We start from the raw sequence: 19,031 nt of genomic DNA on the forward strand, positions 1-19,031 counted from the left end.
GGCGCTCAGCGAGTCGAGCCGCGAGGCCGCGCGCTTCATGCTCACGATCCTCGCGGACGACGACGTCCTCCTCGCGCGCGTCGCGCAGCTCGGCGCGCGGTGCGGGCTCAAGACCACGCCGGGGGCCATCACTCCGCTCCAGGGCGCCTCGTCGGATCGGCTCACGATGGGGACGCTCGCGGCGGGGCCGCGCGCGGGATTCGAGAAGATGTTCGAGGTCCTCGCCGCGTCGGGGGTCCCCGAGGAGGGCGACCTCGCGCGCCGCGGCGACGCCGCGATGATGGAGTTCTCGGCGCCGCGGGAGATCGTCTGCGGGAAGGTGACGCTCCGGGCCGCATCGCTCGCCGCAGGGGGACGCCCCCTCGTCATGGGGATCCTGAACGTCACCCCCGACTCGTTCTCCGACGGCGGGCGCTACGCCACAACCGAGGCCGCCGTCGCGCGCGGCGTCGAGCTGGTGGAGCAGGGAGCCGACATCCTCGACGTGGGCGGGGAGTCGACGCGGCCGGGCTCGGCCCGCGTCGACGCCGCGACCGAGATCGCCCGCGCCGTTCCGGTGGTCGAGGCGCTCGCCGTGCGCGTGAAGGCGCCGATCTCGATCGACACGACGAAGGCTCTCGTCGCGCGCCGGGCCGCCTCGGCCGGGGCGACGATCGTGAACGACGTCTCCGGCCTCGCGATGGACCCCGAGATGGCCGGGGCCGTCGCGGACCTCGGGCTCCCCGTGATCCTGAACCACCTGCGCGGCGTTCCCGAGACGATGCAGGCCCTCGCCGACTACCAGCACGTCGTGCTGCAGGTGCTCCTGGAGCTGGCGGCGCGGTGCCGCGCCGCGAAGGAGGCCGGCATCGCCGCATCGAAGATCGTCGTTGACCCCGGCTTCGGATTCGGGAAGCGCCCGGCGGACAACTACACCCTCCTGCGCCACCTCGGTGTCTTCCGCGCCCTCGGCGCCCCGATCCTCGCCGGCGTCTCGCGCAAGTCCTTCCTCGGCGCCGCGACGGGGCGCGCCGTCGCCGATCGCGCCGCCGCCACGCTCGCCGCCGAGGTGATCGCCGCTTCCGCAGGGGCGGAGATCCTCAGGACGCATCAGCCGCGCGAGACGATCGACGCGCTGCATGTCGCGCGCGCCGCCTTCGGCCATCTTCCGGGTGACACCCTCCCGTAAGTCATTGAAGCGTCTGGACAACGGGTGCTACATTGAACTTCGATGAGCGCGCCCCGCGAGTGAAGGAGTCGACCCCGTGACCCTCCGCGACGTGATGGAGACGATCAAGGGAGCCTTCGAGGGCTTCCGGGCCAGCCCGTTCGGCTGGGCGATCGAGCTCCTCGACATCCTCATCCTCGCCTACTTCTTCTACCAGCTCGCGCTCCTCATCAAGGGGACGCGCGCGGTCCAGATGATGATCGGCGCCGTCTTCGTCCTGGGATCGTACTGGCTCTCGGGGGTTCTTCAGTTCGTCACGGTGCACCGGTTCCTCGGCTACCTCCTCTACTGGATCCCGTTCGCGCTCATCGTGATCTTCCAGAACACCATCCGCCGGGTGCTGACGCTTTTCGGCCACAATCCGTTCTCGCAGCGCGCGCGCGCCGGCCGCCTCGAGGCCCCCATCAGCGAGATCGTCCTTGCCGTGACGGCGCTCGCCGAAAAGCGCATCGGCGGCCTCATCGTCATCGAGCGCGAGCAGGGGCTCCGGAACTTCACCGAGACGGGGATCGAGATCGACGCCGTGGTGTCGAAGGACCTGATCGTCGCGCTCTTCAATCCCGGCTCGCCGACGCACGACGGGGCCATCGTCATCCAGGAGGGGCGCATCCGCGCGGCGTCGTGTTTCCTGCCGCTCACGGTGAACCCGCAGCTCAGCAAGGCGTTCGGGTCCCGCCACCGCGCGGCCATCGGCCTCACCGAGGAGACCGACGCGATCTGCCTCGCCGCCTCCGAGGAGCGCGGGTGCGTCTCCGCGGCCTTCGAGGGACGGATCATCGAGTCGATGACGCCCGGAGCGCTCCGCGATTTCCTCTTCGAGCACCTCGGCGTGGGCGCGCCGCCGCACGAGTCGGGGCCGGCGATGACGCACGCCGCGCGGCGGGCCGGGCCGTGAGATTCTTCCGCGAGAACCTCGCGCTCAAGGTGGCGTCGCTCGCCCTGGCCATCGGCGTCTGGTTCGTCGTCCGGGGCGAGGATCGCCCGGTGCAGATCGTCTCCGTTCCGCTGGAGATCCGAAACCTTCCCGACGATCTCGCCATCGCCGGCGACGTCATCGACAGCGTCAACGTCCGCGTCAAGGCCCCCGAGGTCGTGCTCAACACGATGAAGCCCGATCGGATCACCGCGCGCCTCGACCTCGCGTCGCTTCAGAGCGGAGATCACATGGTGCGCCTGCGCCCCGAGGAGGTGCGGGTGCCGCCGGGAGCCGACGTCGTCAAGATCAGCCCCGAGTACGTGGCCGTGCGCCTCGAGCGCCGGCTCACGCGCGAGCTTCCCGTCACGCCGCGCCTCATCGGAGAGCCGGCGGAGGGTTACGTGATCGGCTCGGCGATCGTGAAGCCCGATCACGTGCGGGTCTCGGGGCCCGAGAGCGCGATGCGGCTCGCGAAGGAGGTTCTCACCGACGTCGTGCGCGTCGACGGGCGCGCGACGCCGGTCGAGATGATGGTCAACCTCTTCCCCGATCGCACGGGTGTCCGCGTCGTGGAAGGGGAGCTTGCCACCCTCACGGCCGACATTCACGAGCAGCAGGTTCTGAAGGTGTTCGAGGGGGTCCCCGTGCGTGCGGAGGGGACGACGGCGGTGGTGCGCCTCGACCCGGCGACCGTCGACGTCACGCTCGAGGGGACGCCCGGCGCCTTCGCGGGCGTCGAAAGGGGAGATCTCTCGGTCTTCGTGGATCTGACCCGGCTCGCCCTCAAGCCCGGCGCGTACCACCTCAAGCCGCGCGTCGTCTTCCGCGACGTCTCCCTCGCCTCGCGCGTCACCGTGAAGCGGACGAGCGCCGAGGAGATCGCGGTGCGAGTCCTCGGCTCGGGCGCGGCGCGTTGAAGACGAAGCGCCTCTTCGGGACCGACGGCATCCGGGCCCCCTCGGGGACCTTCCCGCTGGATCCGGCGACGATCGCCCGGGTCGGGGCGGCCCTCGTGCGGACCCTCGCGGGCGCCGATCCGGCCGGCGGAGCGATCCGGATCCTGATCGGGCGCGACACGCGCGAGTCGGGGGAGTGGATCGAGGAGACGCTCGCGCGCGCGATCGAGGGGGCCTCAGGGGTGGCGGCCGCGGCCGGCGTGGTGACGACGGCCGGGGTGGCCTGCCTGACGAGATCGTCGGGGTTCGACGCCGGCATCGTGATCTCGGCGAGCCACAATCCCTGGGCCGACAACGGCATCAAGATCTTCTCGCGCGACGGTTACAAGCTTCCCGACGCCGACGAGGCCCGGATCGAGGGGCTCGTCCTCGACGAACCGATCGACGTCGCCTCCCCCGCCCCGGCGAAGGGGCCGCGGGCGAAGGCGCCCGGCCTGCGGGATGAATACGAGCGCCATCTCGTCTCGGCCGCGGGGGGACGTCGCCTCGACGGGATGAGGATCGCGCTCGACTGCGCGAACGGCGCGTCGCACGAGACGGCGCCGAACGTCTTCACCGCGCTCGGCGCCGCGGTCACGCTGATCGGGGCCGCCCCCGACGGGCGCAACATCAACAGCGACTGCGGGTCTCTCCACCCGGCGCGCCTCCGCGACGCCGTCCTCAAGGGAGGCGCGGATCTCGGGTGCGCCTTCGACGGCGACGCCGATCGGTGCGTCCTCGTGGACGAGAAGGGGCGGATCTGCGACGGCGACTTCATCCTCTCCCGCGCCGCGCTCGCGCTCCAGGCCGAGGGAAAGCTGGCGGGGAATCTCGTCGTCGCGACCGTCATGAGCAATCTCTGGCTCGAGAGGGCGCTGAAAGCGGCCGGGATCCGGATGCTCCGCGCCCCGGTCGGCGACAAGTACGTTCTCGAGGAGATGCTGCGCACCGGGGCGAGGCTCGGCGGCGAGCAGTCCGGCCACGTGATCTTCCTCGATCACGCGACGACCGGAGATGGGATACTGACCGCGCTCACGCTCGCCGCGATCGTGCGGTCGGCCGGAGTGAGGCTCTCGGCCTGGTTCGACGAGATCCGGCCGTGCCCCCAGATACTCGTCAACGTGCGGGTGTCGACGCGCCCCGATCTCGAGAAGCATCCCGTGATCGGAGCGCGCGCTCGCGAGGTGCGGACGAAGCTCGGGGATTCCGGCAGGCTGCTCCTGAGGTACTCGGGGACGGAGCCGCTCGCGCGCGTCATGATCGAGGCCGAAGACCCCGATCAGGTCCGCTCCCTCGCGCGGGAGATGGCCGACGCGATCGAGCGCGAGATAGGGGAGAGATGACACGATGCCGAAGCTCGCGGTAAGCCTCGATCAGATCGCGGCGCTCCGGGAGTCGCGCCGCGGCGCGACCCCCGATCCGGTCGCCGCGGCGTTCGTCGCCGAGATGGCGGGGGCCGACGCGATCCTCGTCCACCTTCGCTCCGATCGCCGCCACATCCAGGAGCGGGACGTCGAGATCCTGCGGCGCACGGTCACGGCGCCCATGCACCTCGTGACCGCCGCGACCTCCGAGGCGACGCGCGCGACCGCGACCGTCAAGCCCGACAGCGTCACGCTCATCCCCGAGCGGCGCGAGGAGGTGACGACAGAGGGTGGGCTCGACATCCTCCTCAACGCCGGGCTGATCGATCGCCTGGTCACCACCATCCGCGAGTCCGAGTTCGCCGTGGCGCTTCTCGTGGAGCCCGACCTCGATCAGATCCGCGCCGCCGCGAAGATCTCGGCCGACGGCGTCATGATCAACACGCGCCACTTCGCGGAGGCGGAGGCGTCGGCTGCGGCTGAGCGCGAGCTGCTCCGCCTTCAGGAGGCGGTGCGGGGCGCGAGCCGCCTGAAGCTCCGCGTCTCCGTCGGACTCGGCCTCACGTACGCCGCCGCCGAGGCCGTCGCGCGCATCCCCGAGGTCGCCGAGATCCGCGTCGGTCACGCCATCGTCGCGCGCGCCTGCCTCGTCGGCCTGGACCGCGCCGTGCGCGAGATGAAGGAGATCGTCGCTTCCTAGGCCGCCTCTCAGCGGATCAGCGACAGCTCGCGGGCCTCCTCGCGCTTCACCGCGTACCCCGGCGCGCTCGCGGCCTCCGCCGGCATCGGGAAGGCCACCATCGTGCGCCGCGCGATCGGCGGCCGGTTGATGAAGAGCACGTACCCCGCCCCGATCAGACCGAAGATCAGGCTCGCGGCCCCGGAAGACTGACGGAACTCGAGATCGACGAAGTGGTCCGCCACGAGCGAGGCGAGCGCGCCGGTGATCGGCTGCTGCGTCTCGCGGCTGATTCCGAGCAGGAAGAAGACGTAGTCGCCGGCGAGCACCGACAGCGGCGTGAGCGCCACCGTCAGGATGCGGCCGTAGAGGTTGATCTTCCCCATCCCGCGGTTCACGGCCCACGCGACCGCGAGGCCCATCAGGATGGCGGCGAAGAGGAAGATGCGCTCGAGCCCGTACGCGACGCCGCCCCACGCGAGGGCCATACACGCCGCGGTGGCGACGCCCGCGATCGTCCCCATCCCGGGGTTCGAGGGGAGCGCGGCGTAGTCGTCGATGCGACGGCGATCCTCCTCGCCCATCCTCTCCCGGCAGCCGGCGCAGATCCGCTTCGGGAACGTGTCGACGAGGTACAGATCTCCACCGCTCGCGCTGCACGTCTCGCAGCCCGGGCCGACGGGCTTCGCCCGCCGGGCGATGAGGCTCACGAGGCACCGGATCGTCGCGGCGGCTGGTTCCGGCTTCAGTCCCCGAAAGTTCACGATCTGGACGAAGAGCAGCGCCCCGTCGTCCGAGATCAGCTTCTTGCGCTCCGCGCCGGAGAGCTTCCTGCGGCCCATCGCGGCGAGGAGCTCGCTCGAGGAGGCCACCTCTTCCGCCAGCGCTTGCGGCGTGACGCCGAGGCTTCCCGTCTGGAAGCGGACGATGGTCTGGAGCGAGGCCTGGTTGCCGATCTTGATCCAGGAGATGGCGACGGGGTGCCCGTCGAGGATCCCGACGGTCGCGACTCCGCCGAAAGTCCCGCCGGTCGGCCCGAGGCAGGTGAGCTTGAGTTCCTGGGCGAGCTGGGTCAGGAGCTTGTTGGCCATGCGTCCTCCCGGCGCTTCCCGCGAGGCGGGAGTTCCCGCGGGGTTCATTGTCATTTCGGATTCATGCAATATAGAAACGCCGACGCCGGAGGCAATGAGGCCCGTCACCCGGGCGATTTGGGCCGGATAATGATGAAGTGGCGCGTGTTAGGATGGCGCGCGCCTGGGCAGCGGCAATCCACTGTTGGATGGACGGTCGCTTTCGACGGCTGGGGGGCACGATGTCAGCGCCTGTCGAACCCTCGAACGCGCAAGTCCCGTCCACTCCCGGCGTTTCGCTGCTCGAGAGAATTCCGCGCCGCGCGTGGCTCGCCGCCTCGCTGATTGTCGTCGCCGTCAGCACCGTCGTCGCTTTCCGGCAGACGTCCCGGCCGGATCCGTACGACATTCCGCAGTTTCCTTCCCCCGCGTGGTGGAAGACACCGGTGGAGACGAACGCCCACACGGCGCTTCCTTTCATCGGCGTGAACCTGAACGCCGTCACGGCGCTTCCGGGGGGGAAGGACGTCTGGATCGCGGGGGATGGGGGTGTCGTCCTTCACTCGGCGGACGGCGGCGAGACCTGGGAGAGGGAGGCGGTCCGTGGGGCGGCGTCTATTGCGCAGCCGACCCCGGCAACTCCGCCGCAACAGCAGGCGCCGCCGGCGTCGTCGAATTCCCGGAAAGGCGCGTCGCTCGCGCCGGGCGTCGGGGCATCGGAAAAGTTCGCGCGCCCGTCCGATGTCAGGAACGCGGCGTGGAGCCCGCGCGACGATTCGGCCGCCTGGTCGCTCGCGGCGGAGAGACCGTTGGTCGAGCAACAGCGAGTGCCCGCCATCGCTACGAAAAAGGCGCAGCCTGTGCCAGTTCGCCCTTCTGTGGAAAGACCTCCGAATCCGCTTCCGGTGAGTACCGAGGACACCAGTCCGTCGGGCGAGACGTTACCGCGCGAACCGAATCTGACGTCGCTCGTCGTCACGGACAGGACTCACGGCTGGGCTGTGGGCGAGGACGGTGTCGTTCTCAGGTACAACGGCACGGTGTGGGCACGCGACGAAGCGGCGTCTGCGCTGAGCCATGGTGTACGGCTCAACGCGATTCGATTCTCGGCCGACGGCAGCCAAGGGTGGGCGGTCGGCCACATTGGATTGATTCTCGCCTACGGTGACGGGAAGTGGACCAAGGACGAATTCGCGTCGTCGCTTAGTGGAGCCGAGGATCTCCTTGCGATTTGGCTGAACGCCACCGCAACCGAGGGGTGGGCCGCGGGTGGGGGCGGAGTCGTGCTGCATCTCAGTGGAGGATCCTGGAATCCCGACGCAACTGATTCTCGCTTGCGGACCGGCGCGATCCGTTCACTCTGGCTCAGCCCTGCGGGTACGGAGGGTTGGGCCGGAGGCGACGGCGGCCTGCTCCTGCGCCGTTCGGGCGGGACTTGGAGTCGTCTCCCATTCAATCGATTCGCGGCCGAAGCAGCGGTGCTTCACTCGCTCTCGCTCGACCCCACGGGCAGAACAGGCTGGGCGGTCGGCGACGGCGGTCTCGTCCTCAGGTGCGTCGACGGTGTATGGAACCCCGATGACAACGCGTCGCGGTCGGCCGACGGTGCATCGCTGTCCGCCGTGTGGCTGGACTTGGACGGGACCAGCGGCTGGATGGTCGGGGAGGAGGTGGCCGTCCTGGAGACGCCCGGAGGCGACGCTCGACGGTTCCGGCAAACAAGTGCGACCGTCGCGCGGAATCCGTCGGTCCGCTTCCTCAATGCCGACCAGGGGTGGGCCATCACGGGCGAGCACACACTCCGCGCTACGACCGATCGTGGCGCGACGTGGCGAGCAGTCGACTCGCCTCCCGTCGAGAGACTGAAGGCGGTCGAGTTTCTCGATGCGAGCACGGGTTGGGTCGTCGGTGGGGCGAGCGAGATCGCGACGACGAACGACGGGGGAAAGACGTGGACGCGTCAGTCGGGCGAGGGTTCCGGATGGTTGGGCGCCGTCGAATTCGTCGATGCGAAAATCGGTTGGGCCGTCGGTTTCTGGGGCATCCAGTCGACGACGACTGGCGGTGCGACTTGGAAACTCCAGCCGACCGGCTCCAGTGGAATCGCCGGGCGCGGAGCGAGTTTGGACTGGTTCACAGCCATTCAGTTCGTGGACTCGACCGCGGGTTGGGCCGTGGGTAGCCATGGATTCATCGTCGCGACAGTGGATGGCGGCGTGACCTGGTCGGTCCAGCGGAGCACGGCCCCATCCGGCTTGAACGCGCTCCACTTCACCGATCGCAAATCCGGCTGGGCGGTCGGCGACAGCGGCGTCATCCTCGGCACCATCGACGGCGGCACCCACTGGAACTCACAGCAGAGCGGAACCACGGAGCCGCTCGCCACGGTCCAGTTTGTCGACGCGAAGACCGGTTGGGCCGCCGGCGGCCACGGGACGGTCCTCGCGACCCGTGACGGCGGTGTGACGTGGACGCCTCAAGTAACCGACACGCGCCTTCCGTTCGTCTCACTGAGATTTGAAAGCGCGAAGCGTGGCATCGCCGTCGCCGCAAACCTCGCCGTGTACCGGACCGACAATGGCGGCGTCACATGGGAGGCCCCGCGTCCCGGAAAGTCGCCCGCGCCCTGGTACTACCTGAGCCTCGTCGCCGCCGCCGCGCTCGCCGCCCCCGCATTCAGGAAGATCGCGCCGCCGGCGGCGCCGAAAGACTCGGTCGAGAACATGCTCGTCTCCGACCGTCCGCTCCAGCCCGGGGATCGCGACCACCTCCGGATTGGCGATATCGCTGCCGGCCTCTCGCGCTTCCTGAGAAACGAGATGACGGAGCCTCCGCTCACGATCGCGGTGACGGGGCCGTGGGGATCCGGGAAGAGCTCGCTCATGAACCTGTTGGCGGGGGATCTCGTGCGCGCGGGATTCCCGACGGTCTGGTTCAACGCATGGCATCACCAGAAGGACGAGCATCTCCTGGGCGCTCTCGTCGACACGGTGCGACTCCAGGCGGTGCCTCCGATCTGGAAGCCGGGCGGAATGCGCTTCCGCGCGCGTTTGCTCTATGGACGGTGGAAGCGGCGGATGCCGATCGTCGTGGCGATCCTCGTCGCCTTCTCGCTCTCCTTGGGGTACTACCGGGCCCACCCCGACCAATGGGACGGCGCGAGCCAGGTGGCGGGGGAGTTCTTCAAGAAGGCGATCACATCCCCGATCGAATCTGCTTGGGACGTCATCCAGGCGCCGTTCACGCTGGCCATGACCCTCTTCGGCCTCCTCGTGAACCTCGGGAACGAGACGCAGGCGCACGTCAACCCCGGCTCGGTCCTCGGGCTCATCCTCACGAGCGGTGCGGCCCTGCTTCTCGCGACCGCAAAGGGATTCCGGGCCTTCGCTCTCAAGGGGTCGGGGATCACGGACATGCTCGCGCGGCTTCTCGGCGCGCGCGATCCGGAGACGGCGGCGGGGGCGCACAACCGGTTCGCCGAGGAGTTCCGGGACGTGACCACCGCCCTCAGGCCGCGGAAGCTCCTCGTGAACATCGACGATCTCGATCGCTGCGGCCCCGACAAGGTCGCCGAGGTCCTCGAGGCGGTGAATTTCCTCGTCTCCTCCGGCGACTGCTACGTCGTGCTCGGCATGGAGACCCAGTGGGTCCGAGCGTGTATCGGTCTCGCGTACAAGAAAGTCGCCGCGGAGGTGGCGGGTGCCGACGGGAGCGGCGCTGAGAGCGCGCGGGGCAAGCGCAAGGAGTTCGCGCGCCACTACCTCGAGAAGCTGATCAACATTGAGGTGCCCATTCCGCCGCCGACTGACATGGCGTCGCAGCAGTTGGTCGCTCCGCGCCGGGACGAAGTCGAAGCGAGACACCGCCGCGACGAAGAGCGTGTCGTCCGCGTCGCCGCCGTCCTTCCCCGCGTCGTCGCCTGGTCGCTCGCCCTACTCTGCGTCGCGGGCGCGTACTTCGTCGGTGGAACGGTCCTGAAGCCGCTTCGGCTGGCGCCACCGCCGGTGGTGGAGGCGGCGCCGGCGCCCGCGAAGCCACCGGCACCGATCGACGCCGACAAACAGGCGTCCCTGCCGAGGCAGGGAAGCGCCGAGAATCAGGCCCAGCATCCGCGGGACCCCCGGCCGTCCTTCGTCTCGGGAGTTTCACCGCGCCGACAAGTCTGGCCCGTGTGGGCAGTGATGGCGGGGATCGCGCTGCTCGTGGCTGGCGTGTGGAGGTCGTCGATTTCCGGCGAGATGATCGTGAAGGACTCGCTCAAGTTCTCGGAAGCCCTTCTCGTCTGGCAGCCGCTCGTCTCCCTCAAGGGCAACACACCCCGCGCTCTCAAGCGTTTTCTCAACAGGGTCCGCTACCACGCAATGTCGCAGCGCGGAGATTCCGGGGTCGCGACGGCGATGGAGAGGATTGTGGAGAGGATTCTACCCGGCGCCGCCAGAGTCTCGAAAGGCGCGGAGGAAACGCCGAGCGCCGCAGTCCGCGAGGAACTTCTCGTCGCGTGGAGCGCGCTCAGCTATGTCTACGAGGATGATGGAGGGGCTCCTTCGATCTTCGCGGCGATGGACCGGCTATCGAAAGAGACCCGGCTGAGTCCATTTCAGACGAAGGCGGTCCAGGACTGGGCTCAGGCGCATTTGAACGAGCTTCTCTCTCACGCCGAATCGCTCGCAACTGCTCCGAAGGGAGCCCGCTTCATCGACGAGCAGACCGCGCTCGGCGGCACGGATTCCGGCGCGCCTGCGCCGAGCGCCCGCGCTACTTCTTCGCCCCCGGCCGGAAGGCCTCGATCGTCAGCATGATGTCCACGTCGTCTCCCACGACGACACCGCCCCCCTCGACGACGTTGTTCCACGACACGCCGTAATCCTTGCGGTTGACGCGCGTGGAGGCCTCGAACCCGGCGCGCAGCCCGCCCCGGTCGGCCCCGACGCCGATGACGTCCACCTTGAGCGTGACCGGCTTCGTGACGCCGCGCATCGTCAGATTTCCATCCATCTCGTACTTGTCGCCGGCCGTCTTCCGGACCGCGGTGGACTGGAACGTCACCTTCGGGAACTTCTCGACGTCGAAGAAGGCGTCGCTCTTGAGGTGCTTGTCGCGGTCCGGCTCGTTCGTGTCGATGCTCGCCGCGTCGATCGTGACCGTGGCGGCGGACTTCGTCAGGTCGGCGGGGTCGAGGGTGAGCGTTCCCTCGAACCGGTCGAAGCGCCCCAGCACCTTGCTGAAGACGAGGTGAGAGACCTTGAACGCGACCGTCGAGTGGTCGGAATCGATCTTGAGCGATTCGGCGGCGGCCGAAGCAGGAACGAGCGTCGCGGCCGCGGCCAGCGCGAGGGCGGCCGGAATGCGTGAGAGCGAGAGAGATCGAGCCATGGTCGTTGAACCTCCAACGTCATTTCAGACGGGTGACTGTTCGGATGCGAGGCGCTGATTATCGCCGATCGCCCGGTGTTTGCGATACAGGGATTGGATGCCCCGTCACAGCCAGCGTTTCAGCTTCGGCCAGAGCTCGTCGAGCGACCCCTTGAGCCCGCGGCAGACGAGGATATGGAGGCGACCCTCCCACGGGATGGCGTACGGGCTGATTCGTATCGGGCCGCGGTCCTCGACCGACGCGAACTGCCGGCGCTCGTCGTCGGCGTCGTCGTCGAGAACGATCATGACCTCTCCCGTGGCGCCGCGCGGCCCCCACAGGAAGTAGCTCTGGTGGCCGCTGATGGCGGGGGGGAGGCCGAGGCGGGGGCCGAAGAAGTCGATCGCCGCCGCCTGCCCGTAGTTCTGGCCGTAGATCGCCGCCTTCGCCTGGTCCTCCGGGGGGAGGCTCCGGTACACGCCGGCCACCTGCGCGGCCATCTCGTCCCAGCCGAACTGGTCGGCGAGGATCTGCGGGAGATCGGCGGTGTGCGACGTCTCGGTGCGCGGCGGCTCGAAGTGAATGGCTTTCATGTAGGCGATGGCCCGATCCGGCGGAAGGATCGGGACGATGGTCGGCGCCACGATCGCAGCGACGGCGAGCATGAGCGCGATCAGCGCGGGCTTCATCCACCGGGCGCGCTCCGCGAAGAGCCCCTCCGCGCCGACGCCCCCCGCCGCGAAGAGCATCGGGTAGGCCGGCGCGAGGTAGTAATTCTTCCCCTTGAGCGCGATGAAGATGCCGAGCGTCACGATCCAGGCGATGGCGAGCGCGCGGTACGGGCGTCCGGGGCGCGACGCCAGGAGCCAGACGAGCCCGCCGATCCAGAGCGGCGCCGCCGCGGGGTTCATGAGGAGCCCCTGCTGGAGGACGAACTCGAGCGGGCTCAGGACGACGTTCTTCGTGCTGTGCGCGACGTTGCTGAGGAGCTCGAAAGTAGCCCAGCCGTGGCGCGCCTCCCAGACCACGTTGGGGAGCGCGAGGGCGACGGCGATGAGGGCCCCGAGCCAGATCCATTTCCCGGCGAGGTGGCGGCGCATCGGCGTGAGGATCAGCCCCACCCCCAGCGCCGAGGCGAAGAAGGCCATCGAGTGCTTGTTCTCGAGGCCGAGGCCGGCGAGGGCGCCGAAGGCGAGGAAGAGGCGCGGTGAGCCTCCGTTCGCCACGCGCGCGACGATCCACGCGCACCCCATCCAGAAGAGGGTCTCGACGCCGTTCATCGACAGGATGTTGTCGCCCGCGAGGTAGACGGGGGCGGCGAGGCAGGCCGCGCACGCGAGGGCGACAGCCCACGCGCGGCCGGCCATCTCACGCGCGATGAGCCCGGTGAGGACGACCTTCAGCGCCGCGACGACCGCGGGGAAGAAGCGGATCGCCGCGAGCGAGTCGCCGAGCAGGGCGCGCGCCACGCGCGCGATGACGGCGATCAGGGGAGGGTGATCGACGTACCCCCAGTCGAGGTGCTGCGCGCAGGCGAGGTAGTAGAGCTCGTCGCGAAAATATCCGTAGCCGCGGTTGAAGATCAGGTGGAACGCGAGCGCGGCGACCGCGAAGACGCCGACGACGCGCCGGCTCATTTCTTCAGGAACTCCTCGGCCGCGGCGATCCGCTTCCCGATCGACGGGTGCGAGTAGAGGAGCCACTCGAGGATCGCCGGGGGATCCGGATCCGACAGGTTCCGGACCGCCATCCGCCGGAAGGCGTCCGGGCCGACCTCCGGGTGGGGGACGGAAGCCAGCGCGAAGGCGTCCGCCTCGGCCTCGAGGTGCCGCGACCACCCGCTCTGGATGGGGAGCGTGACGAACATGAAGATCGACACGATGAAGGCCATCAGCGGGATGGCCGCCGGCTCCCACGGGCTCGTCACTCCGATCCGGCCTCGCCCCGACCGCTCGCGCGAGAGGATCGTGCGCATCGCCCGCTGCACGGTGTAGAACCCCGCGAGGATCAGGAGGCACGCGAGCGCGAGACCCTTCCAGATGTGGTTCAGGACCCGGTGGCCTATCTCGTGCCCCATCACGAAGACGATCTCGTCCTTCGTGTAGCCGTCGAGGAGCGTGTCGTACAGGACGATCCTCTCCGTGCCGAGGAGCCCCGAGGCGTAGGCGTTGTCGTGCGCCGAGCGCTCCGAGGCGTTCATCTCGTAGACGTCGCCGGCCGGGACGCCGTGCGCGTGGGCGAGATCGAGGATCGGCCTCTTGATCTCCTCGTCCTGGAGCGGCGTGAACTCGTTGTAGAGCGGCGCGATGAAGACCGGCTCCACCGCGACGACGACGATCGTGAGGGCGCAGGCGAAGATCGTCCCGAGGATCCACCACGATCGCGGGAAGCGCCGGATGACGGAGAGCACCGGGAGCACGAAGAGGGTTGCGAGGGTGAGCTCGAGGGCGAAATCCCGGACGCGATCCGCCAACCACCCGCCCACGGTCTGGGTCGAAAACCCGTACGCGTGCTCGCGCACGAACCCCGCGTAGAAGTCGAGAGGGAGCGAGAGGAGCGACAGGAACGCGAGGAGGAGGCCGAGAAAGACGACCGTCTGCCTGGGGCCCGGGCCGATCCGCTCCTCGATCGCCTTCGAGGCGCGGGTGGCGGCCCCGGACAGGGAAATCCACCCCAGGCCGGCGAACGTGATGGCGCTGCCGGCGAACAGGATCCAGTAGGAGCCCGTCACGTAGGCGTGCGCGCGCGCCCGGAAGGCCGGGTCGTCGAGCGTCGCGGGGGCGGCGCCCGCCGCGGACCGGGCGTGCCCCACGGACGGGGCCTCTGCGGGCCGCGCGATGTCCGTCGCCGCACCGACGAGGAGAATCGCCGCCGCGGCGCCGAGGGACCATGAGCGTATCGACATGGCGGGTCATTCTAGGCCACCTCGGAAGGGAGCGTGCTATAGTCGCGCCGGTTGCCCTCATGACACTCGCGACGCGACGCGCCCGCCTCGTTCCCCTGCTCCTCGCCGTCGCCGCCGCGGCGACCGGCCTCCCTTCGCCCGCCGTCGCCCGCGAGATCTCGCACTCGCAGGAGCTCAAGGCGCGCACCTTCAGCCTGATGAGCGACGGCATCAACGCCTACAAGAGGGGCGAGGCGAAGAAGGCGATCGAGCTGCTGTCGCACGTCGCCGACGTCGCGATGAACTCGTTCCGGGCGCACTACTTCCTGGGGCTCGCCTTCAAGCTCGACCGGCAGTACTCGAAGGCGATCGACCCGATCACCTTCGCCCTCGAGCTCGATCCGACGAACATGCAGGCCCACGTGGATCTCGGCGACTGCTACCTCCGCCGCGGCGACTCCGACGAGGCGCTGGCCGAGTACCAGCGGGCCCTCGCCATCCAGGCGAACTTCGCCCCCGCGTGGGACGGCCTCGCGCGCGCCGCGCAGGACACCGGCGACGACGAGAAGGCGGAGGAGAACTTCAAGAAGGCCATCGCCATGAACCCGGGGTTCCCCGACGCGTCGCTCAACCTCGGGGATCTCTACCTGAGGAAGAACCGCCTCGACGAGGCGACGACGCTCTTCCTCAAGGCGATCGGCGTCCGGCCGGATTTCGCGGCCGCGTACAACCGGCTGGGCGTCGCGTACGCGCGCCAGAGGCTGGTGAACGAGGCGATCGCGGCGCTCCGGAAGGCGGCGCAGCTCGAGCAGGGAAGCCCCTGGCATCCCTACACGATCGGCGTCATCGAGATGGAGTTCGACTCGCTGAGCGAGGCGGGGCGCGACTTCGACGCGGCCATCTCGCTCGATCGGAACTACCTCGAGGCGTACGCCGCGAAGGCGAGGCTCTTCCGCCGGCTCGGCGATTTCGACGCGGCCACGCGCCTCCTCGACGAGGCGCTCACCCGCCCGTCCGAGGACGAGAAGCTCAAGCGCGACATCGCCGATCTGCGCGCGTCGATGGCCGCCGAGGGGCAGGCTCTCAGGAGCCTGACCCGGAAGGCGGACGACGGCACCGCGGTTCCGGACGACCTGCGATCGCTCGCGAGGCTGAGGGCCGAGATGGGGGACTACGCGGGAGCCGCGGCGGCCCTCAAGGCGGCGCGCGCGGCGTCGGGATCGGCGGACGGGGCGGCCGATTCCCCGGCGGACGCGTTCGCGCTCGGGTACGACCTCCTCCGGGCCAGCCTCTACGAGGAGGCGGAGGGGGCCTTTCGCACCCTTCGCGAGCGCAAGCCCGCGAGCGTGGCGGTGACGATCGACCTGGCCCTGGCGCTGCAGGGGCAGGGGAAAAACGCCGCGGCGGAAGGGGTCCTCGAGGATGCGGTGCGCCTGGCGCCGAACGATACGACGGCGCTCCTCGCCCTGGGCAACGCCTACATCATCAACGGCCGGTACGACGCGGCCGCCGGCGTCCTCGAGAAGGCGATCGGGCTGTCCACGACGTTCGAGGGGCGGCCGCGCGCCGAGACGATTCTCAAGATGCTGCGGGCTCACGGCGCGCCCGCCTCAGGGACGCGATGAGGCGCGCCCGGCTCCGCATCGTCGAGATGGCCGTCGCCACCCTGCTGTCCGTGGCCGTGGCGGCAGCGCTCGGGCTCGCCGCCCGCGCCGCGGAAATCGCTCCGACGCGGTTCACGCTGCGGATCACGGAGCCCGCGCATGGGGACTTCGTCTTCGGCAAGGTCAAGATCGTCGCCGACGTGAAGTCGAAGGAGGAGATCCCGGGGCTGAGGGTCGAGTTCTCCGTCGGGGGGAAGCTGATCTTCATCGACCGCGAGCCGCCGTTCGAGTGCTTCCACGAGTTCGGGGATCAGCCGAAATCGTGGGTGATCGAGGCGAAGGCGGTCACCCCCGACGGCGTGACCGTCACCGACACCGTCGTCACCCGCAAGCTCGAGATCAGCTATCGCGAGATGGTCGACCGCGTCGTCGTCGCGGCCACCGTGATGGACGCGAACAACGCCTTCCTCCCGAACCTGACGAAGGCCGACTTCGTCCTGACCGAGGACGGCGTGGCGCAGGACATCCTCGAGTTCGGCGCCGAGACGCGCCCGATCACGCTCGGCGTCCTCATCGACACGTCGGGAAGCATGAAGGAGAGGATCGGCGCGGTGCAAGTGGCGGCGAAGGACTTCGTCAACACGGTGCGCCCCGAGGATCGCGCCTTCATCGTCGATCTCGACGAGAACGTGTTCCTCCTCCAGGATCTCACGAGCGACCACGCCCTGCTCAAGACCGCGATCGAGGGGACCGACGCGGACGGCGGCACCGCCATCTACGACGCCCTCTACGTCTCCTACTACAAGATGAAGAAGATCGACGGGAGGAAGGCGATCGCCCTCCTCACCGACGGGGACGACACGAGCAGCAAGTTCTCGTTCCAGAGGGTCACGGAGCTGACGCGCACGAACGACGTCATCATCTACCCGATCGGGCTGGGCGCGTCGGTGATGGACATCGGGATCCGCGGGACCCTCAAGCAGCTCGCGGACGACACCGGGGGGCGCGCGTTCTTCCCGAAGAACGCGAGCGACCTCAAGGGCGTGTACGACGCGATCGCCACCGATCTGCGCAGCCAGTACTACATCACGTACTCCCCGAAGAATCAGGCCCTCGACGGCAAGTGGCGCGCCATCAAGCTCGAATGCCGCACTCCCGACGTGCACGTGAAGACGCGCCGCGGCTACTACGCGGTCAAGCATTGACGATCGGGCTCGCCGCGCTCCTCGTCAGCCTGAAAGTGGCTTCCTGCGCGACCGCGGCGGTGCTCGTCCCCGGCGTCCTCCTCGGGTGGCTCCTCGCCCGGCGCGAGTTCCCGGGGAAGGGGATCGCCGAGACGATCGTCTCGCTGCCGCTCGTGCTGCCGCCGACGGCGGTCGGCTACATCCTCCTGAGCCTCCTCTCGATCGACGGGCCCCTGGGAGCCCGCGCGCTCGGGTTCGATCCCGATCTCCTCTTCACGTGGAAGGGGGCGGTGGTCGCCTCGGCGATCATGAGCCTGCCGCTCGTCGCGAGGACCGCGCGCGTCGCCTTCGAAGGCGTGGACGTGAAACTCGAAGCGCTCGCCCGCACTCTGGGGATGTCGCAGGCAGAGGCGTTCTTCAGGGTCTCGATCCCGCTCGCGAAGCGCGGGCTGGCCGCCTCCGCGGTCCTCGGGTTCAGCCGCGCGCTCGGCGAGTTCGGGGCCACGGTGATCGTCGCGGGGAACATCCCCGGTCGGACACAGACCCTCGCCCTGGCCATCTTCAGCGAGATCCAGTCGGGGCGGGGCGAGGGGGCGAGAGGGCTCCTCGCCCTGACGACGCTCCTCGCCTTCGCGGGGATCTACGTGACCGAGCGGCTGCTGAGGCGCCGCCCCTCGTGACCGCCCGCCTCGACGTCCGCCTCGCGCTCCCGCTCGATCGCTTCCCCCTCGACGTCGCCTTCGAGGCCGAGACGGGCTGCCTCGGCCTCTTCGGCCCATCCGGGGCGGGGAAGACGGCGCTGCTCGAGTCGATCGCGGGGCTGAGGCGCGGCGCCCGCGGCAGGATCGCCCTCGGCGCGGCGACGTGGCTCGACTCGTCCCGGCGCCGGCTCGTCCCCCCGGAGGTCCGCGGCATCGGGTACGTGCCGCAGGACGCGCTCCTCTTCCCCCACTGGAACGTCATGGGAAACGTGCTGGCCGGCGCCCGCCGTGCCTCCGGGGCCGCGGCATCCAGGATCGATCCCGAGCACGTCGTGGCGGTTCTCGATCTCGAGCCGCTCCGCCCGCGGGAGGTCGCGACTCTCTCCGGAGGGGAGAGGCAGCGCGTCGCGCTGGCCCGGGCGCTCTGCTCCGCCCCGGCGCTCCTGCTCCTCGACGAGCCCCTCGCGTCGATCGATCCGCAGCTCCGCGGGCGCATCCTCCATTACCTGCTGGCCGTCCGCGACGAGTTCCGGATCCCGACGATCTACGTCTCGCACGACGCGACCGAGATCGCGGCCCTGTGCGGCGACGTGGTCGTCCTTCGCGAGGGGAGAATCGCGGCGCGCGGCGAGCCGTCGCGCGTCTTCGGTGAGGAATCGGATCGCGCGGGGGTTCTGGGAAGCGACTACGAGAACATCCTCGACGTCACCGTGGAGGCGGTCGAGCCGGGGCGCGTGGTCGCGCGCCTGCCGGGAGGGGTGCGCCTGGCGCTCGCCTCGGCCGGCGGCGCGGCTCCCGGCTCCCGGGCGCTCGTCGGCATCCGGGCCGGGGATCTCCTCCTCGCCGTCGGCGAGACCTCGGGCCTGTCGGCGCGCAATGTCGTGGCCGGGACGATCGATCGGATCCGCGACGTCGGCGAGGGGACGCTCGTCTTCGTCGCGATCCCCGGAATCCCGGCGCCTCTCGTGGCGATGGTGACCGCGTCGGCCTCCGCCGCGATGGGGCTGAGGGGCGGGATGAGCGTCCACCTCGTGACCAAGGCTCAGTCCTGCCGCCTCCTCGCGGTGCGGTGACGCGTCACTCTTCAAACAAGAGTGGAAGTCCTTGACTCACAGCGAAATGGCCGTATAAGTA

14 protein-coding genes are annotated in these 19,031 nt (G+C 69.5%); 10 read left to right on the forward strand and 4 right to left on the reverse strand.

Annotated features, from left to right (window positions below; genetic code table 11):
• Positions 1–280 precede the first annotated feature (280 nt).
• The 5 genes from folP (at position 281) to HY049_08210 (ending at position 5,122) form a co-directional block, all read left to right on the forward strand.
• Positions 281–1,168, forward strand: a complete 888-nt coding sequence (gene folP, locus HY049_08190; GenBank protein MBI3448876.1) for a dihydropteroate synthase — start codon at positions 281–283, stop codon at positions 1,166–1,168.
• Positions 1,169–1,244: 76 nt separating this feature from the next.
• Complete coding sequence (locus tag HY049_08195; GenBank protein ID MBI3448877.1) at positions 1,245–2,102, forward strand: TIGR00159 family protein; 858 nt, start codon at positions 1,245–1,247, stop codon at positions 2,100–2,102.
• On the forward strand, positions 2,099–3,040 hold the full coding sequence (locus HY049_08200) for a hypothetical protein (GenBank protein ID MBI3448878.1): 942 nt from the start codon (positions 2,099–2,101) through the stop codon (positions 3,038–3,040). Before HY049_08195 ends, HY049_08200 begins: the two co-directional genes overlap by 4 nt.
• The gene (gene glmM / locus HY049_08205; protein MBI3448879.1) at positions 3,037–4,401 is read left to right on the forward strand and encodes a phosphoglucosamine mutase; all 1,365 of its coding nucleotides are present in this window, start codon (positions 3,037–3,039) and stop codon (positions 4,399–4,401) included. Before HY049_08200 ends, glmM begins: the two co-directional genes overlap by 4 nt.
• 4 nt (positions 4,402–4,405) lie before the next feature.
• Positions 4,406–5,122: a pyridoxine 5'-phosphate synthase gene (locus HY049_08210; GenBank protein MBI3448880.1), complete on the forward strand. Its 717-nt coding sequence runs from the start codon at positions 4,406–4,408 to the stop codon at positions 5,120–5,122.
• Between the two features lie 8 nt (positions 5,123–5,130).
• Here HY049_08210 and HY049_08215 read toward each other — a convergent pair whose 3' ends face one another.
• On the reverse strand, positions 5,131–6,192 hold the full coding sequence (locus tag HY049_08215; GenBank protein MBI3448881.1) for a hypothetical protein: 1,062 nt from the start codon (positions 6,190–6,192) through the stop codon (positions 5,131–5,133).
• Between the two features lie 2,195 nt (positions 6,193–8,387).
• Here HY049_08215 and HY049_08220 point away from each other — a divergent pair.
• Complete coding sequence (locus HY049_08220) at positions 8,388–10,970, forward strand: hypothetical protein (protein MBI3448882.1); 2,583 nt, start codon at positions 8,388–8,390, stop codon at positions 10,968–10,970.
• Here HY049_08220 and HY049_08225 read toward each other — a convergent pair.
• The 3 genes from HY049_08225 to HY049_08235 form a co-directional block, all read right to left on the reverse strand.
• Entirely contained in the window at positions 10,927–11,544 is a 618-nt protein-coding gene (locus tag HY049_08225) for a YceI family protein (protein MBI3448883.1), read from the reverse strand. The two genes, HY049_08220 and HY049_08225, sit on opposite strands and share 44 nt — an antisense overlap.
• A 105-nt stretch (positions 11,545–11,649) precedes the next feature.
• Positions 11,650–13,161 (reverse strand): glycosyltransferase family 39 protein, encoded by a 1,512-nt coding sequence (locus HY049_08230; GenBank protein ID MBI3448884.1) that lies wholly within the window; start codon positions 13,159–13,161, stop codon positions 11,650–11,652.
• Complete coding sequence (locus HY049_08235; protein ID MBI3448885.1) at positions 13,158–14,429, reverse strand: M48 family metallopeptidase; 1,272 nt, start codon at positions 14,427–14,429, stop codon at positions 13,158–13,160. The genes HY049_08230 and HY049_08235 overlap by 4 nt, the downstream gene beginning before the upstream one ends.
• Positions 14,430–14,488: 59 nt before the next feature.
• Here HY049_08235 and HY049_08240 point away from each other — a divergent pair, with 59 nt between their 5' ends.
• From HY049_08240 to HY049_08255, 4 genes are read left to right on the forward strand one after another with little or no spacing between them, the layout of a single operon-like run.
• Positions 14,489–16,033, forward strand: a complete 1,545-nt coding sequence (locus HY049_08240) for a tetratricopeptide repeat protein (GenBank protein MBI3448886.1) — start codon at positions 14,489–14,491, stop codon at positions 16,031–16,033.
• Entirely contained in the window at positions 16,030–17,217 is a 1,188-nt protein-coding gene (locus tag HY049_08245) for a VWA domain-containing protein (GenBank protein ID MBI3448887.1), read from the forward strand. Before HY049_08240 ends, HY049_08245 begins: the two co-directional genes overlap by 4 nt.
• Positions 17,157–17,876, forward strand: a complete 720-nt coding sequence (gene modB, locus HY049_08250; GenBank protein ID MBI3448888.1) for a molybdate ABC transporter permease subunit — start codon at positions 17,157–17,159, stop codon at positions 17,874–17,876. Before HY049_08245 ends, modB begins: the two co-directional genes overlap by 61 nt.
• Positions 17,873–18,970, forward strand: coding sequence for an ATP-binding cassette domain-containing protein (locus HY049_08255; protein ID MBI3448889.1), 1,098 nt, complete (start codon positions 17,873–17,875; stop codon positions 18,968–18,970). The genes modB and HY049_08255 overlap by 4 nt, the downstream gene beginning before the upstream one ends.
• The last annotated feature ends 61 nt before the right edge of the window (positions 18,971–19,031 follow it).

This window comes from Acidobacteriota bacterium (assembly GCA_016195325.1).
In the GTDB taxonomy this organism is placed as follows: domain Bacteria; phylum Acidobacteriota; class Polarisedimenticolia; order JACPZX01; family JACPZX01; genus JACPZX01.

Coding starts and splice junctions, on each gene's coding strand:
- folP (MBI3448876.1), top strand. CDS start 281: ATGGAGTTCTCGGCGCCGCGGGAGATCGTCTGCGGGAAGGTGACGCTC.
- HY049_08210 (MBI3448880.1), top strand. CDS start 4,406: ATGCCGAAGCTCGCGGTAAGCCTCGATCAGATCGCGGCGCTCCGGGAG.
- HY049_08215 (MBI3448881.1), bottom strand. CDS start 6,192: ATGGCCAACAAGCTCCTGACCCAGCTCGCCCAGGAACTCAAGCTCACC.
- HY049_08225 (MBI3448883.1), bottom strand. CDS start 11,544: ATGGCTCGATCTCTCTCGCTCTCACGCATTCCGGCCGCCCTCGCGCTG.
- HY049_08230 (MBI3448884.1), bottom strand. CDS start 13,161: ATGAGCCGGCGCGTCGTCGGCGTCTTCGCGGTCGCCGCGCTCGCGTTC.
- HY049_08235 (MBI3448885.1), bottom strand. CDS start 14,429: ATGTCGATACGCTCATGGTCCCTCGGCGCCGCGGCGGCGATTCTCCTC.
- HY049_08240 (MBI3448886.1), top strand. CDS start 14,489: ATGACACTCGCGACGCGACGCGCCCGCCTCGTTCCCCTGCTCCTCGCC.
- HY049_08245 (MBI3448887.1), top strand. CDS start 16,030: ATGAGGCGCGCCCGGCTCCGCATCGTCGAGATGGCCGTCGCCACCCTG.
- modB (MBI3448888.1), top strand. CDS start 17,157: ATGCCGCACTCCCGACGTGCACGTGAAGACGCGCCGCGGCTACTACGC.